Source organism: Shewanella sp. NKUCC05_KAH (assembly GCF_019345585.1).
GTDB lineage: Bacteria > Pseudomonadota > Gammaproteobacteria > Enterobacterales > Shewanellaceae > Shewanella > Shewanella oncorhynchi.
In genome coordinates this window covers 46496-63577 of record NZ_JAHKQZ010000014.1, presented here as the reverse complement: position 1 = coordinate 63577, position 17082 = coordinate 46496, and the positions used below count along the sequence as shown (strand labels likewise).

Sequence of the window (17082 nt, the reverse complement as noted above, 5' to 3'; positions counted from 1 at the left end):
AAATTAAGCAAATTGTTATATATCATGCTAAGAGACTATTTTTATTAACCTATTTTGCACCTATCAAACAAGCATTTGCTTTGTCTGTGATGTGAAGCAGTATTTCATCGTTTGAAAGAATGACTTGTTTAACTTTACCTTTTATCGTTTTTTTTAGTGCATTAGGTGGAACGCGATTGTTAACGGTAAATCTACTTAAATAAAAAGGACGTTTGCCGCAGCTAAACGTCCTTCTATTTAAATCAATGCCCTAGATTCAGGCGATTGGCATGTTATCTAGCCGACATTGGCCAGCAATGATTTGCGATAAACGACAATATCTTCAATCGTTAATACGGGTATATTGTGCAGCGCACCGAAGGCAATAATTTCGGGCAAACGCGCCATAGTGCCATCGGTGTTAGTGACTTCACACAATACGCCAGCGGCTTTTAAACCCGCGAGTTGCATTAAATCAATAGTGCCTTCAGTGTGACCACGGCGGGTCAATACCCCACCCGGTTGGGCGCGAAGTGGATACACATGGCCAGGACGAGCGAGATCGCTTGGCTTAGCGCCATCGGCAATCGCCGCTTTAATGGTGGTCACGCGGTCAGCGGCAGAAACCCCTGTAGTCACACCGATTTTAGCTTCAATACTTACAGTAAACGCAGTGCCATATTGGCTCGAGTTGTTTTCCACCATAGGGGGCAACTCGAGGGCTTTGACTTTTGCATCGGGTAAACACAGGCAAACAATACCGCTACATTCACGGATGAGCATGGCCATTTGAGCGTTAGTCAGCGTCTCGGCAGCGAAAATTAAATCGCCTTCGTTTTCTCTATCTTCGTCATCGACAACTAACACACCTTGGCCTTGACGCAGGGCATTAAGACCCGCTTCAACGCGTTCGATAGCAGTACCAAAAGGAGCAAGTAAAGACTGATTCATGGTTAATATCCTTAAATAAACGACATTGGAATATCCAGAATCAGGGCGTGCAGAAATACAACGTAATCAAGCCAAAAGGCTCGATTTTGCTGTAGCAATATCACTTCACTTGGGGTGAAGTTATTGCAAAACATGAGGCTAACACTGCAATACATAAGTGCGTTGCACTTAAATACCGCAAGGTGTTGTCTTACATTCTCTTCCATCCGGACTCAGCACTGTCGCCATTAAAGCAAACAGTCCATTACCGTCGGCTCTGGAATAGTCAGTTTTGCACTAGGCAAAATCTAAGGCACCAGATCTGCTGACCCCGAAATTGATTTCGGGCGCTCGCGGGCTTTGGGTGTCGCTCAGCAAAATAATCACTTAGTCGTTACCCATTTACCGCCGGTGGGGAGTTTCACCCCGCCCTGAGAATTTGCTTTTGAGCCATTTGCGCTCAAAAACGCGGTTATGTTGCTCTTATTTACCGCGAATGGCAACTTCTCGCGTTCAATGTTTGCGCTAGTGCACACCTGACCACTATCATACTGAACACATAAGCTAATTGACTTGCCGTCGCATTCTTCGACGGTCGTTATGGACGTCACAAGGACGTATAAATGCGCTCTCTGCTACTCACTTTAGGTATTGTTATGCTGTTATCCGCTTGTTCGACCTCCAAAGGGCAAGTACCTGCCCCGGTTGCTGAAAAAATTCCCCATGTGATGACTTTACATGGCGTAACGCGTACCGATGATTACTATTGGCTGCGTGATGATGAGCGCAAAGATCCTAAAGTGTTGGCCTATCTCAACGCTGAGAATCGCTATACCGCGGCTTATTTCAAACCATTAAAGCCATTGCAAGATGGTCTTTATAAAGAGTTAACCGAGCGTTTAGTCGCCGATGAGTCGAGCGTGCCGTACCAATGGCATCAGCACAGCTATTATCACAGATACCAAGAGGGCAGCGAATATCCGCTGATCAGCCGTAAAGGCGCCGATGGTGTTGAGCAAGTGATGCTCGATGTTAACGAGCGAGCTAAGGGCCATGAGTTTTATGGTTTAGGTGGCGCGAGTGTGAGCCCAGATGAAACCATGTTGGCCTTTGGCGAAGACGTCCTCAGCCGCCGTGTATATCACATCTATTTTAAAGACTTGGCTTCAGGCGACATGATCACCGATGTACTTGAAAATACCGAAGGTCGCGTAGTGTGGGCGAACGACAACAAGCATGTGTTCTATATCGCCAAAGATCTAAAAACCTTGCTGGGCTATCAAGTGTATCGCCACGAGCTGGGCACTAAGCAATCGAGCGATGTCTTAGTGTATGAAGAACAAGACGATTCATTTTATATCTCGCTCGGCAAAACCTTAGATGAGTCGCAAATTGTGTTGTTCCAAGAAAGCACCACGACGAGTGAAGTGTCTATTCTCGATACCAGCGAGCCTTTAGGTTTATTCAAGCCAGTATTAGCGCGGGAAGAAGGCCACGAATACAGTGTGTCTAAGCTGGGTGATACTTATTACATTCTCACCAACTGGCAGGCGACTAACTTCCGTTTGATGAAAGTTGCCATCAAAGATGCGGCGGACAAATCTAAGTGGCAAGAAGTGGTTGCGCATAATCCCAATGCCCGTATCGAAGACGAGTTAGTGCTCAAGGATTATCTGATTATTCAGACCCGTGAAAACGGCCTGACGCGGATTAAAGTGATGCCGCTCAATGGTCAAAAGCCCTTCGAGTTGAGCTTTGATGAACCTGCCTATGTGATGGGTTTAGAGATTAATTCCCAGCAAGACAGCAATAAGTTACGCATTTTCTACTCCAGCCTAACGACGCCAGAAGCCGTATACGAATATTCGCTGGTGAATCCCGATAGACGTGATTTATTAAAACAAGATCAAGTCTTAGGCGGCTTTGATGCCAGCCAGTATCGTGCCGAACGGATATTTGTGACGGCCCGCGATGGTGCGAAAGTGCCCGTCTCTTTGGTATATCGCAAAGATAAATTCAAGAAAGATGGCACTAACCCTCTGTATCAATACGGTTATGGATCTTACGGTTACACAGTAGAACCCGATTTTTCTTCATCTGTTATTAGTTTGCTTGACCGCGGTTTTGTGTATGCCATTGCCCATGTGCGAGGCTCAGAAATGCTAGGTCGCCCTTGGTATGACAATGGTAAGTTGTTGAATAAGAAGAATACCTTCAATGATTTTATTGACGTAACAACGGCATTAACGGCGCAAGGTTATGGCGACAAAAACAAGGTAGTTGCCTCTGGCGGCAGCGCGGGTGGTTTGCTAATGGGCGCGATTGCTAACCAAGCGCCGGACAAGTATTTCGCCCTTGCAGCCCATGTACCTTTTGTTGATGTGGTGACGACAATGCTGGACGAGTCGATTCCGTTGACAACCAATGAGTACGACGAGTGGGGCAATCCGAACGAGAAAACTTACTTTGATTACATGTTGAGTTACTCGCCCTACGACAATGTCACCGAGCAAGAATACCCACACATGTTAGTGACGACTGGTTTGCATGATTCCCAAGTGCAGTATTTTGAACCCGCCAAGTGGGTCGCTAAACTGCGCGATGTACAGAATAAGTGGTACAAGATGGATGATAAGGTGTTGTTATTCAATGTGGATATGGAAGCTGGCCACGGCGGTAAGAGTGGTCGTTATCGCCAGTACCAAGACACTGCCCAAGAATATGCGTTCTTCTTGAGTCTATTAGGTATGGCGAAGTAGGTTATTCGCAAGTGACTGAATCAGCCGTCAGCCTAGGCAATACGGACATAGAAGCTGTGCAGCAACATGAGTCACTGGTGGCAGACACACTTGTCCCAGTGACTAGCGCTGTCGCAACCAAAAATGTTGTTACAGAAGCTTCGCTGAATCCCGTACCATTAAATCCTGCACCATCGAAGCCTACACCCATAAAATCAGCACCCCTCTGGTATTTGTATCTAGTTCGCTGCGCCAACGGGCATTTATACACAGGCGTCACCACCGACGTAGCGCGACGCTTTAGCGAGCATCAGTCGGGTGGCATCAAATCCGCTAAGTATCTGCGCGGTAAAGGTCCATTAACGCTGATGTATCAAGAGCAGGTTGGCAGTCACGGCGATGCACTGCGCCGTGAGATTGCAGTTAAAAAGCTGAGTCGCGCTCAAAAGCTGACGTTGATTGAGTCAGAGCGTGGATTAGTAGATCGTTAACACTGCATCATACTTGTTCTGTGACTAGTAATGATTAAGCACTGTCATTCCAGTGACTCGCCGTAGATATATCCCTATAGGCTCGACGACGGCATCCATTCCGTCAACGGTCACTTCCATGTCAGTGCTTAATCTGGCTAACTGCATAGTATCCTGTTACCTAGAGCATTCTCTTAAGCCTAATGTCAGACAGAACTATCTATCTTAGTTGGCATGATCCTATTGCAATATATGATAGGTTTGTAACTCGCACATGGGATATTCTGTCTGATAGATTGTTGTGTAAGGAAAGTGATAGAAATCTGATTAATTTATTTTGATACAAATAGTTAACGATGCACGCTTTCTCTGCTCTAATGAGGTAAGCGAGCATGCACACTATTCAAAGGTTATCTTAATGGAGGTCTTTTTTATATGCATGGCGTTTGCAAATTATGTAATCAAGAAGCGAAGCTTGAGTTGAGTCATTTTATTCCAAAATTTATAGGAAAGTGGCTTAAGAAGACTTCAATTACGGGTTATTTAAGAGATGGAAATCAAGTAAGTAAACGACAGCAAGATATAGCCAAAGAATATTGGTTATGTGGAGATTGCGAAGATTTATTTTCAACATGGGAAAGAACTTTTTCGGTTAAAATATTCCACCCTTATATGAAAAACTCGAGTTTAGTAGCAGTGTATGGAAATTGGTTGTCAAAATTTGCAGCCTCTTTGTCTTGGCGAACACTTACTTATGTTCGCAGCAAAAATAGTCATGAAACTAAACCGCAAGAATACCTAGAAATGTTGGAAAAAGCTGAAGAGGGGTTAGCCAACTTCTTACTTGGTAAATCTTCAAACTTATACGAATTTGAGCAACACATATTTCCTCTTGATGTTATTGAGTCAACAAATTTCGATAATCTTCCAACAAACATCAATCGGTATTTCCTTCGTGCTATTGCCATGGATATTGTGGGTAACTCACAAGGCACGTACATTTATACGAAGTTACCTTCGTTTATTGTTATAGGTGTAATTAAGTCAAAGCAATCGAAACAAATGCGATCTAGCCGTGTGGCTATTAGCGGTGGAACAATATCCCCAAGACAGTACGTCTTTCCTGACGGTTTTGATGGTTATATCAGGGATGCTGCAAATAAAATATCTGAACTATACGAGCAAATCCCAGAAGAACAGCTTGCAAAGATTGAAAATTATGTGATTGATAATGTGGATAATGTGGATAAAGTGGTAGGTTCAAAACTGTTTGAAGCTATTGTCCATGATTATGAGAGGTTTGGTCGAAAGTCATTAAGATAATAAAGCATTTAAGAGTGATTCCTAAAGCTTGGTATTTTTAGTTCAAGGTTGGGGGCTAGTGGCAATGTTGCTCATACTTGAATGCAACATTATATGTGAAGTTTATCAAGGCATTCATTGTTCAATTTGGCCACAGGTATACTCAAAGGTTAATGAGATTAAGCACTGTCATGGAAGTAACCGTTGGCGGCATGTCCGCTCTTTCACATCCATGTGATCGCGGTATTTGCACTTCTGTATGCAGCAGATGCCGCCGTTGAGCCTATAGGGACACTTCTTGTTAAACGAAAGGGCGGCGAGTCACTAGAATGACAGTGCTTAATAGCTTAACGATTAACTTCCATAATAAATCAAGTGTTTAAGACTTTTTTGCCACCAAAGACTGGTCTGCATTGGGGAGCGTCGATTTTTCTTCTGCTGAGCGATAAGTTTGTCTGCTATTGGTATTCTGAACTCCATTCAACAGGCTAAGAATGCCACTTACACAGATCTTTTCGCGCTCTCGAACTACATGTCCGGCCTTTTTCTATGCTTAATTTACAATCCCTGGTAGGGCTTCTCTTAAAAGTTCCAACTCCTTTTTGTTTGCTTTAATCCAAAGTTTTTTCAAGTTTGGTATCGAAGCCAATATTTCTACTGTCTCTTTAGTCTTAATTACATTTGTTTCAACAAGATACAACGCAAAAATATTTTTATTTCCACGCAATTCGTCAATACTGGACAACTGTGGGTTTCCACTGAGGTCTAACATTTTTACGCTGTCCAGCGTTGAAATGATAGAACCAAAATCTAACTTTTGACATTTATTTAAAGATAAGTAACTTAAATTCTGGGTGTTTCCGGTAATTTCAGAGAGTTTGCTTGCATGGGACACACTTAATGATTCAACTGAGTCTGAGCATAAATTAATTGACTCTAATGAACGAACAATGGAGCAGTTTAATGAAATTGCGACATCAACTTTTAGATTAATAACTTTGGAGTTGAATATATTTACATGCTTAATCCCGTCAACCAATTCAGATGATTCATTTTGCTCAACATAACCTTTCCGAATGAATGCCATTATGGCTTTCCAATCATCTCGCTGCCACTCAGCGTTATATACATAATCCAATATTGGTAATATAGAATCGAAGGTAGGTAATGAATTTTCCCACCTCTGCCATTCTGAAACATTTTCTGGTGCTAACTTTATATATTTCTTAAAAGATGAAATGTCCATGTTATCACTTAATTAAAATTGGGTTGTCGAATTCAGAACGTTGATCTCTTCCTGTATATTTTTGCATTTCTTTTGAGAAACGGCTCTAAATTCTGATGATTTATTCTGTCACGCTATCCCTTTACTCACTCTTATTTGAGCTGACTAAAGCTTTAAAGCGAAGGTCACTCTTGCTCAGAGGGGTAAGTGCCTCGGCTTTGGTGAGATATTGCATAGTGATGTGGATAGCGTCTTGATGGTGACTAAATTCCCTAAAAATACGCTTTGCAATCAGCAGATTTAATTGATGTGCGGCTAATGAGGCATGCTCATGATTTATCTGCAAAATAACCTCTTCTAGGGAGATAGGGGGAATTTCTCCCAAGGTTATAAGAAAGGCTTTTGCGACAGTTCTGGCGTGTGAGAAATAGTCTGAGTGCGCATCTAAGGCGTAAATATGCTTGAAAATGTGTTTGGCTAGGGCTTTATTGCCGTTGCGATAAAAAGATTCGCCATCAAAACAAATATCCCCTAGTCCTTCCATTATCTGCCTAGGGTTATCCGATAGGGAAAGCGATTCAATTTCTTTTTGGTATTCCGAAAACGGATCCATATTCTCGACCTTACTGGCAATACAGTGTGACTTTTCGACTATTGAAGTGGGAAGGCTGACAATCTTAGCAAATCCACAAGGTTAAAGCGTAACGGTCTGAATAAAATCAACGTCATTTCTGCAAACTCAAGCTTAATTTCGGCATAAAAAAATGCCACTACAAGGGGTTAGTGGCATAAATGCATAAGTCTGGCATACGCTTAAAAGGGTGGGTAGAAGACTGACATCTTGGCTGGGAACCGTTGCAACATCAGCCTCTACGCCGGGAAGTTAGTAAAGCCTTTGGGTGTAGGGTAGTAAAACAGCGCGTTATTGCATGCTCACTGGGCCGTCGATTTTGTTAAATGTCACATCGCCAGAACCTGCCGCAAGAATCGTTAATCCCTTAGTGTTAAAGACATTAATATTGCCTGAGCCATCTGTGATGGTCACAGCACTTTGCACATTGGCGACCTCGATGTTGCCCGAGCCGTCATCAATTGCGATATTGCCGCGAATATCGGTCACCTTGATGGCACCAGCGCCATCTTCAATGGTTAGGCTGCCGTTGATTTGGTTGATTTCAATATCACCTGAGCCATCCTCTATGTTGATATTGTTACCACCGTTGATAGTGAGTTCACCCGAACCGTCTTTGACGTTCATGTCCGACGTCATCTTGTTGATCAAAATAGCCCCTGAACTGTCATCGATATCCAGTGTAAAGTGCGCAGGGACTTGCAGTTTTAGGTCTATATAGGGCGAGTTATTATTAGAATCTGCTTGCTCAAAGCTGGCCTTGAGCTTGGCTTTATTGGCTTTTTTCTCAAGGGTGAGAATGACTTTGCTGTCATCGTTGTCGTCCTTATTGCTATAGATGTCGGCGACGAGTTTAATTTGGCTGAGGCCTTCGACACCGATAATTTCCAAGCTGCCTGCGCCAGTTTCTGCAATTAGGCCTTGTAAGTCTTGGCTATTGAGGGTGAGTTCGCGTTGTTGGTGGTCTAAGTCTGGCATGCCTGCAGCGTTCACATTAAGAATGCAGCCAGTGAGCGATACCCCAGCAGTAAAAAACACTATAAAAGCGAGGGTGAATATAAATGGGCGTAGTGACATGTTAGCTTCCTTGTTTATCTGGCACTCGATTTTTTGGGTGAGTGCTGAGTCGTCTTGCGATGAATAAGACATTGCACAGCCCATGCCAATTTTAAGTTTCATTTATAATCAATTGGTTAAGCTAAAAAGTGTCCGGGATTCACTGTGCGGACATGTCCGCAACATAGGTGATTTACTCATAGATTAGTGAAATTGCTCATTTATTAAGTTAGTTTAAGCTCCGTAAGTCACGCGGAATCAAAAATACAAAAAACATAAGAAGGGATGCAGATGGATTATTTAACGACGAACAAGACGGCTTGGGATGCGCGCACTCGGGTACATTTAACTTCTGATTTTTATGATGTTGCGGGCTTTCTTAGTGGTAAGACTTCGCTGCGGGAAATTGAGCTAGGTGAACTCGAGGTTGCAGGTAAAAGTTTGCTGCATCTGCAATGTCATTTCGGCTTAGACACCTTGTCGTGGGCGCGAATGGGAGCCAGGGTCACTGGCGTCGATTTGTCAGAGGTCGCGATTGTTGAAGCGCAAAAGCTGGCAGAACGGACACAGTTGTCCGCCGAGTTTATCTGTAGCGATGTTTACAGTGTGGCGAGCAAGGTTGAGCCTCACGATATTGTGTTTACGTCCTATGGTGCCATTGTTTGGCTGCCGGATTTAACTCTGTGGGCGCAGACGGTTGCCGACTGTTTAACATCCGGCGGACAGTTTTACATGGCCGAGTTCCATCCTGCGCAGCAGTTGTTCGATGGCTATAGCTATTTTAATCGGGGTGAGCCAGACATAGAGCTGGAAGGCACATATACCGAAAATACCGGTGATGATCAGCAAACCTTAATGTGCTGGTCGCACAGTTTATCTGAAGTGATTAATGCGTTATTGCAGGCGGGCTTAGTGTTGGAGTTTTTCCACGAGTTTGATTTCAGCCCCTATAACTGCTTTGAAGGGCTCGAAGCGCAAGCCGATGGTCGTTATGTGTTAACACACCAAGGGCAGAAGGTGCCCTTGGTGTATAGCATCAGCGCGCGTAAACCCGCTTAATCACAGCCTTTTGTAATCGCGATGATCAGCGACTACGGTAAACCGGATACTTAAGGTATTGGTTATCGTAGTAAGGGCTACGTTCATAGAACCAGCGTAGGCGTGCCTCAGGATCGGCGGCAAACTCGGCATTGGTCAGTGCTTTGTCGAACTCCGCTTGTAGCTTAGGATCTTCTTTTAGCATCTTGGCTGCCAGTGGCTCTACCGCATAATCTTCAATGTATTCAGTGCGAGTGAAGATAGGGTTGAAGAAACCCCATTGCAGTAAAGAATCTGGTGATTGCGGCTCAAGCAGTAAAATCGCCAGATCACCTAGCGGTTGATCTGTACTGATTTTAATGGTGCCAGCGGGCAGAGTGGTGCTGACTTTGGTTAACTCTGACTCGGCTTTGACCGTTTGGCGGCCCTCAAAATCCTGAGTGTTAAACACGGGATTGCTGAGGGTATATTGCTGCAATTTCAACTCGGTTGGCTTTTTGAGCGTGGTCATGCGAATGCCATGCACGTTAAGACGATCAATCACTTGAGTCCATTGCGCTGGAATATAGTAAGCACTTGGACGAGTGACCTTAATGTCGGGCACTGTTTCAGCCATCACAGGTAAGTTAGGGTAAAGCTTAGGTTCACCTGTCCAGCGCACAACTTCAGCGCCACTGATGGGGCTCTTTTCAAGTTGATAATCTATGCCTTTAAAATCCCAGCCTTTTTCTAATGGTGCTAATTTCCAAGTAAGGGTGATTAGCGGTGAGGCGCGGTATTTATCTTCTTGAATCGCACTCTTAAGTTTCGTCGCCTGTTCACCCACGGTTTTGAGGGTTTGCGCTAACATCACATAAGTGCCGAGCACCCTTTGCTTAAAGGGCTTTAGGCTGTGGTTTTCAACCAGAATGGTGGGCAAATGGCGAGCATCGCCATAACCGTTAGAGAAGCGCGGGCTTGGATTCCACAGCGACATGCCTTTGTTAATATCGGCGTTATCCACGGCAAAAATCAGTGCGCCGGGAATATGGCCTTGTTCCGTTAATGCGGCTTCAACCGCAGGTCTGTAGCTGTTTTCGAGCCAGCGGTAGCTCGCTGGGCTTAAGCCTTGGGCAAGGTTATAACCAAAGGTCACATCGTATTGGTAGTCGATGCCGTCGGTAACATGCACATCGATATACAAGTCTGGCTGCCATACGTTGATTGCGCGCAGCATATGCTGCATTTCTAAGCTGTCGGCCTTAGCATAATCGCGGTTAAGGTTGAGATTATTAGCCGTAGTGCGCCAGCCCATATTCACAGGGCCACGTTGATTCACCCGATTAAATTCGCCGCTGCGCTCATGGGCATCAACACTAAAAATAGGCACAAACAAGAGGTTGGCTTTATCGAGCAGGGCACTTTTATCGCCTTGGATAATGTCACGTAGCAGCATCATGCCAGCATCTTTACCGTCGATTTCTCCTGCATGAATCCCCGCCTGCACTAGCACTGTCGGCTTAGTGTTTTGTTTGAGGCGTGCCGATTCATTAATGCCTTCACTGCTGGCGATATACATCCAAATATCGCGCCCTTGTGGGCTCTTACCTAAGCTCACCTTTTGTAATTTATCTGTCTCGCCCGCGAGTTTGTCGAGCCAAGCGATAGTGGCATCGTAGCTTGGACTTTCAATACCGCCACTTTGCTCAAAGGGAGTCGCCCACTCGCTATCAACACTTAACATGAGCGATTCGCTGGCGCCATGCCAAGTGATGTTTGGCGGTAAAATCGCATCGTTGACAAAGGTGTTGGCTCGTTCAGGAATGGGCGCTGGTTGTGCTTCTGGTGCCGTAACTGTGGTATCGGCCAGTACATTAGTCGCAGTTTCAGTCGCTTGGCTATTCGCTGCTGGACTTGCATCCTGTGACGTTGTGATTACTGGGGAGCCAACTGCCAATGTTTCTGTGGTAGAGGCTTGCGCCATAGTGGCTGCCGGAGTTGTTTGGGTTGTGGTTTTCGCATCATTGGCAAAAGCATTCCCAGGGTAGAGATTGCCCGTAGAGAGACAGGCAATGGCGATAACGGAGAAAGAAAACAAGCGCATGAAAAGAGTCCATATATCGAATTTTTATTAGGACGGTATCTTTTCATTAAACGCCCCGTTAACGCAAGGGCGGCTAAGGGTTATCCGGCATTTCTGACATGGATTTAAGCACTAAGCGGAATGGTAAAATCGACTAAGCTGTTTTGTTGGGCGTAATCTGAGAAGCTGGCCGCTTGTTATAGGCAATGTCGATAATGGCAATGTCTTTATAAAGTGCTTCGACGGCAATCGCGAGCCGATAAATTAGCCAGCTATAACCTGTGAGCGCAAATCCCTGCGGCACTTGGTCGTTTACGGCTGTCACTTGGTCGTTTACGGCTGTCACTGGATCTGCGGTCGATGCTTGAGTGGCTGCGACTAGGGCAAGCTGGAGTCTGTGTTGCAATTCTTGATCTAAGCATTCTGGCAGTGTCGGCAATTGTTGAGCTTTACCCGCCACAAATTCTGCAAGTTGTTGCAAATAGAAGGCAAGCTCAGAGGCAACCGCATTAATCTGCAGATAGGCGTCTTTGTCTTCTTCCTGCCAGCGGGTTAAGGGTAAGAGTTCAAGTAAGGTGATTAAGCGCACTTGTTTATTGGCTAACTGCGACAGTAGCACTTTGTGTTTTTTGAGGGTTTGACTTTCCCATTCCAAGGAGAAAAACAGTTTCTTTTGAGTGAGTACGGCTTTCATCGCTGCCTCCAGTCTAGCGCGAAAATCGAGCTCATGATTGGCGGGCGCTTTAAGATGCTCGGCTAATACTTCGGCCATATTGTCGATGGCATGGGTGAGTTGGGAGCGCCAATCTTGTTTAGCTTTAATCGGAAAAATGAACAGTGAGACCAAAATAGCAATCACGCAGCCGGAGAGGATGTTGGCCGTGCGCCATAGTGCCTCAGAGGTGTCATGGTTGGCGTCGCCGACCACGATTATGATGGTAAATCCGGCCACTAAATAGGCATAGCTGTAACGTCCGGCCGAGATAAAACAAATCAAGCTAACGGCTAAGATAAGCAGGCTCATGATTAGCCAATAACTGTCCACAGTGGCAACTAACATCACCCCATAAGCTGAGCCTAAACAAGTGCCTATTGCCCTTTGTAGCGACTTTTCAATCGCGCCGCCTACCTGAGGTAAACTCATCATAATGATCACTATCGTGACCATGCTCCAAATAAAATGCGGTGGCGCCCAAATGGCATTAATAGTGACAGCAACGAGTAAGGCTAGCCCGAGCTTTAGGGCGTGAATTGAGCGAAAATGGCGATAGATAAAGTCGGCAAAGGGTGTGGCTGGGGCAAATACAGACATAGGGCAAAATTCCTTTGAGCTAACTTAGCGATGTTAATCTAGTGGCAGTATCGCAGAAAAACCGTGTCACTTGCGGCCATAGCGCCATAAAGAAATGTAAATTGCGAAATCTAGCAAATTGAGCTTAGTGGATGGCGCGGGAGAGATCACATTAACACTCAGATTAAATAGGCTTAACTTATGCGTGTAGAGGCAGGCCATTATACCGTGCTGCAGATATAAAAAAGGCTTGAATAAGCGTTGCCTATTCAAGCCTATATTCAAAGTGTTTGAGTTAGCTTAAGCTGCGCTCACTATCCGCTTTAACGTCAACTTCTGTGTATTTATCCATGATCAAGGCACAAGCCGCATCGCCAGTGATATTAAGTGCGGTGCGGATCATGTCAAAAACCCTGTCTAATGCAAACAGCAAAGGTAAACCATCGATAGGAATTCCCGCAGCTAACAGCACTGCCACTACTAAGAAGGATGGGCCCGGCACACCTGCTTGACCAATTGCACCTAAGGTTGAGGTGAAAATGATGGCCGCATAGGCTGTCATCGACAGATCAACGTTATACATTTGGGCGAAGAACATGGCTACTAAACCATAATAAATCGCGTTGCCGCTCATATTTATGGTGGCGCCTAACGGCAGTACAAAAGCCGTGGTTGCCTTAGAGACTTTAAGATCTTCCTCACAGGTTTCCATATTCACTGGCAGAGTCGCCATTGAAGAGGCGGTCGATAAGGCCATTACCTGCGGTTTCTTCATTGCCGAAATAAACTGGCGCGCCGATACTCTTGAGAAGAGTTGTACCACTAATGGGAAGAAGATAAAGCCGTAGATCAGAATCGCAGCCACAAACACGGCGAATAACTTAAACACGACTTCTAGTGCATCGAAACCGAAGGTGCCGACAGAATCGGCCATCAAACCAAATACACCGATAGGGGCAATGATCATCACGCAGTTGATCATCCACACAAAGGCATCGACGACTGTGTTGAGTGCGGCCAAAATAGGCTTAGCGCCATCGCCTTTAACTTTAGTCAGTGCGATGCCGAAGAAGATACTAAAGACTAAGATTTGTAATATGTTACCGCCGTTCAGCGACTCGAATACATTGGTTGGGATCATGCCGATAAAGGTATCCATTACCCCGGGTAATGCGCCATGTTCCTTGGTTACTTCCATCAAGTCTGTGCTGCTGTGGGCGGTAAAATCAACGCCTGCACCCGGTTGGAACAGACTACCCATCAAGAGTGCAAGCACAACGGCAAAGCCCGACGTGACAATAAAAAAGCCGAAAGTGCCAATGCCAATCTTACCCGCCGATGGGCTGTCACCTAAGCTCGCCGCGCCGCTGATGATAGAAACCAATACCAGTGGTATCACTAGCATTTTGATTAAATGGATGAAAATGGTTCCGAGTGGTGCAAACACACTTGCACTCTCGCCCATGATAAAACCCACCAGTGCGCCGATAATCATGGCAATAACCACTTGCACACCAATGTTACCTAATAAACTCTTGCTCTTCATTCTTGCGAAACTCCCCAGTTGCCGCAGCATTTTGTGTCATGCACAGACGATTTGAACCTAGACGACTCAAGCTTTAGTGATTAAGGCTTACTCTAGGCTAAAGGTTCACTCTATGTTAAAGGCAAATGCCCGACATTTTTGTCCGAGTAAAGTACCACAATTGCATAGTAGGGGATTGTGAAACATCACTAACCTTGGTTTCAAAATAACCAAAGTCTAAATCACGTTAACGTTAAATGAGAAATGCTTAAATTTATGCGCTTAAAAATGAATAAAGCTTATTTAATTGTGGAATTTTAACTGCCGAATTGATGAATTGTGATTTTTACTTTGATGGGCGCAGATATCCTCTCGTATTCTTGGGGCGGCTTGAGTCGTTAGTTACCCATCTTTTACTTGTATGAATCATGAGGGTGGTTAATAGCTAAAAAACCTCCATGACCATTCAACTCTGTGACTCACTCAGTTTTCCCTATGACAACTCCATTTCGAGGACATTATGAACATCACCTCATTTTTCGGCCCGCCCGAATCGTTACAGTGCTGGATAAGAAAGTGCGTCGAACAACCTGGATTAAGTTATTGGCTTGTTTATCAAGATCTTGATGAAGGTGAATCCCTGCAACTGGCCACTCCATTATTCCCGATAGTGAATGATATGAGAGACCTATCGGATGACGAAATCGATGCCTTTGAGGATAGCTTAGGCCGGAGTGACTATGGTTATCTGCTAAACACGGATCAGATTGAGGATGTGATCGATAACCTGATGCAGCAAAAAGCCCTGCCAAGTGAACAGGAACTACTTGAAGCTATTATTTTTTACTATGAGCGAGATGCGTTTATAGATATTTAAGTGTTTATTTTTATTTTGTTGTTTCTATATAAAATAAAATTACGTGTTGTTAGCGGTAAAATACCGACGGTTAACGTCGGCATTTGTGTTTAAGGCGAGGTAATAAGTTGTGCACCATTTAGTGGTTATTGAGGTATTGAGCGCCTGTTTATTATGAATTCAATTTCGCAAGCACTCTGAATATCTCTTGAACGCCCTAAGGCATTGCGGGGAAGGAGAGCGAGCTGCCAATCCCTAGAGGCAGGCCTAATGCCCAATATGCCAGTAAGAAACCGCTCCAAAGTAAAAGAAAACTGATTGAAAACGGTAACATCAGTGCCACTAAGGTGCCGATGCCTGATTCCTTAACGTATTTTTGGCAAAACACCACAATTAACGGAAAGTAAGGCATCAGTGGGGTGATGATATTAGTGGATGAGTCGCCCACTCGGTAAGCGGCTTGAGTCAAATCCGGTGACACACCTAGTTCCATTAACATGGGCACCATAATGGCACCAATTAATGCCCATTTGGCTGAAGCGGAACCCACTAATAGATTGACGAACGCAGTGAGAAACACAATGCCTACCAGTGTCACACCCATAGGAAGGGCTAATTCCTTTAACGCCAATGCGCCTTTAATTGCCATTAATGCGCCTAAATTGGATTGACCAAAAGCATAAATAAACTGGGCGCAGAAGAAGGCCATGACGATGTAATAACCCATGCCGCTCATGGATTTGCTCATGCCTTGAATAATGGCTCTGTGGTTGTTTGCCGTGCCAGCGACGTAACCATAGACTATGCCGGGCACGAGGAAGAACACAAAAATAATCGCCACAATGGAGCGCATTAATGGCGCTGAAGCACTGGTTAAGGCGCCGTCAGTAGCACGCCAAGCAGAATGTTCACCATAGGCGGTTAATACTAATCCTAATGCACACAACAACATGGCGGCCATGGCGAATTTGAGTCCGCGGCGCTCATGGGGTTGCAGTTCATCTAGGGTTGGGAGCGTGCTGGGATCGCCATTCACCGCAGTGTTTTTTAGGCGCGGCTCGATAACTTTATCCGTTAAGAACCAGCCAACTAAGATAATTAAAATGGCAGAAGCCGAAGTAAAAAAGATGTTATTCAGTGGGTTAATCGTTAATGTGGCGGCCGCGGGATCGGCCGATAATCTTGCCGCTGCCTGAGTTAAGCCCGCTAACATAGGATCAAGACTCGATGGCACGCCAACGGTTGCAGAAAAACCGCCGGATACGCCAGCGAAAGCGGCGGCAATACCGGCTAAGGGATGGCGACCAGCGGCATAAAAGATCACCGCGCCGAGCGGGATAACGAGTACATAACCCGCATCTACCGCGACATGGCTTAGAATACCCACGGCTATCAATACCGGGGTGAGTAACATTTTGGGAGTGACAGATAAAATGGAGCGCAGCCCCGCATTAATAAAGCCGGTATGTTCAGCAACGCCTAGACCCAACATAGCAACCAGCACGACACCGAGCGGCGGGAAAGTCACAAAGGTCGTGACCATCGTCGAGGTAAACGCGGTCAGTGCACCGCCTTCGAGCATATTAACGACTTGAATCGGGTTACCAGTACGAGGGTCGATTTCATCAAAACTGACACCTGATAATCCCCAAGAGATCAACCAGACTAAGCCCAGAAACATCGCAAATAATACCGCCGGATCAGGCAGTTTATTGCCGACGACTTCGACGCCATTGAGAAATCGCTGGAATCCAGTGACAGGTTTATGATTTTCCATTTGGGAGCCGCTTCCTAAAAATGATGATTGTTATCGGCGATTATAAAAACGCAGCATTAATTTAAGCTTGGTTTAACTAATCGATAAGAAATAAAACACATAAAAATCTATCGCAGTGACTTTAGTGCGGGTGGATTTCATCGTCACTAAATCAATTTAGCCGCAAATAAAAAGCGCGGGTTCATGACTGAACCCGCGCTTT

At 45.1% G+C, this 17082-nt stretch carries 14 protein-coding genes and 1 riboswitch; of the genes, 5 read left to right on the top strand and 9 right to left on the bottom strand.

Going from position 1 to position 17082, the window contains the following annotated elements:
• Positions 1-276 precede the first annotated feature (276 nt).
• Entirely contained in the window at positions 277-930 is a 654-nt protein-coding gene (gene ribB / locus KO533_RS13565; RefSeq protein ID WP_219254629.1) for a 3,4-dihydroxy-2-butanone-4-phosphate synthase, read from the bottom strand.
• A 190-nt stretch (positions 931-1120) separates the two neighbouring features.
• Positions 1121-1352, bottom strand: a riboswitch (FMN riboswitch).
• Positions 1353-1532: 180 nt separating this feature from the next.
• On the opposite strand from ribB, the gene KO533_RS13560 reads away from it, so the two are divergent.
• Both KO533_RS13560 and KO533_RS13555 read left to right on the top strand, forming a co-directional pair.
• Entirely contained in the window at positions 1533-3668 is a 2136-nt protein-coding gene (locus tag KO533_RS13560; protein WP_219254627.1) for a S9 family peptidase, read from the top strand.
• A gap of 11 nt (positions 3669-3679) precedes the next feature.
• Positions 3680-4138, top strand: a complete 459-nt coding sequence (locus KO533_RS13555; RefSeq protein WP_173496993.1) for a GIY-YIG nuclease family protein — start codon at positions 3680-3682, stop codon at positions 4136-4138.
• A 24-nt stretch (positions 4139-4162) separates the two neighbouring features.
• Here the strand turns inward: KO533_RS13555 and KO533_RS22775 are convergent, their stop codons facing one another.
• A complete protein-coding gene (locus KO533_RS22775) occupies positions 4163-4285 on the bottom strand; it encodes a hypothetical protein (RefSeq protein ID WP_263187938.1) in 123 nt (40 codons plus the stop codon).
• Between the two features lie 267 nt (positions 4286-4552).
• Here KO533_RS22775 and KO533_RS13550 point away from each other — a divergent pair, with 267 nt between their 5' ends.
• The gene (locus KO533_RS13550; RefSeq protein WP_219254625.1) at positions 4553-5440 is read left to right on the top strand and encodes a hypothetical protein; all 888 of its coding nucleotides are present in this window, start codon (positions 4553-4555) and stop codon (positions 5438-5440) included.
• A gap of 532 nt (positions 5441-5972) precedes the next feature.
• Here the strand turns inward: KO533_RS13550 and KO533_RS13545 are convergent.
• From KO533_RS13545 to KO533_RS13535, 3 genes are all read right to left on the bottom strand, one after another.
• Complete coding sequence (locus KO533_RS13545; RefSeq protein WP_105250981.1) at positions 5973-6665, bottom strand: hypothetical protein; 693 nt, start codon at positions 6663-6665, stop codon at positions 5973-5975.
• A gap of 121 nt (positions 6666-6786) precedes the next feature.
• Positions 6787-7257, bottom strand: a complete 471-nt coding sequence (locus KO533_RS13540) for a hypothetical protein (RefSeq protein ID WP_219254623.1) — start codon at positions 7255-7257, stop codon at positions 6787-6789.
• Positions 7258-7566: 309 nt separating this feature from the next.
• A complete protein-coding gene (locus KO533_RS13535) occupies positions 7567-8352 on the bottom strand; it encodes a hypothetical protein (RefSeq protein ID WP_219254621.1) in 786 nt (261 codons plus the stop codon).
• A gap of 270 nt (positions 8353-8622) precedes the next feature.
• Between KO533_RS13535 and KO533_RS13530 the strand changes: the two genes are divergently transcribed.
• Positions 8623-9390: a class I SAM-dependent methyltransferase gene (locus KO533_RS13530; RefSeq protein WP_219254619.1), complete on the top strand. Its 768-nt coding sequence runs from the start codon at positions 8623-8625 to the stop codon at positions 9388-9390.
• A 25-nt stretch (positions 9391-9415) separates the two neighbouring features.
• On the opposite strand, the gene KO533_RS13525 is transcribed toward KO533_RS13530, so the two are convergent.
• The 3 genes from KO533_RS13525 to KO533_RS13515 form a co-directional block, all read right to left on the bottom strand.
• The gene (locus KO533_RS13525; RefSeq protein WP_219254617.1) at positions 9416-11452 is read right to left on the bottom strand and encodes a M14 family metallopeptidase; all 2037 of its coding nucleotides are present in this window, start codon (positions 11450-11452) and stop codon (positions 9416-9418) included.
• Between the two features lie 133 nt (positions 11453-11585).
• Positions 11586-12743 (bottom strand): FUSC family protein, encoded by a 1158-nt coding sequence (locus tag KO533_RS13520; RefSeq protein WP_219254615.1) that lies wholly within the window; start codon positions 12741-12743, stop codon positions 11586-11588.
• A 274-nt stretch (positions 12744-13017) separates the two neighbouring features.
• The gene (locus KO533_RS13515; protein WP_219254613.1) at positions 13018-14268 is read right to left on the bottom strand and encodes a dicarboxylate/amino acid:cation symporter; all 1251 of its coding nucleotides are present in this window, start codon (positions 14266-14268) and stop codon (positions 13018-13020) included.
• Positions 14269-14767: 499 nt separating this feature from the next.
• Between KO533_RS13515 and KO533_RS13510 the strand changes: the two genes are divergently transcribed.
• Positions 14768-15124 carry a hypothetical protein gene (locus KO533_RS13510; RefSeq protein ID WP_219254611.1) on the top strand — a complete coding sequence of 119 codons (357 nt, stop codon included), beginning with the start codon at positions 14768-14770 and terminating at the stop codon, positions 15122-15124.
• Between the two features lie 196 nt (positions 15125-15320).
• Here the strand turns inward: KO533_RS13510 and KO533_RS13505 are convergent, their stop codons facing one another.
• Entirely contained in the window at positions 15321-16880 is a 1560-nt protein-coding gene (locus KO533_RS13505; RefSeq protein WP_219254609.1) for an AbgT family transporter, read from the bottom strand.
• Positions 16881-17082 lie beyond the last annotated feature (202 nt).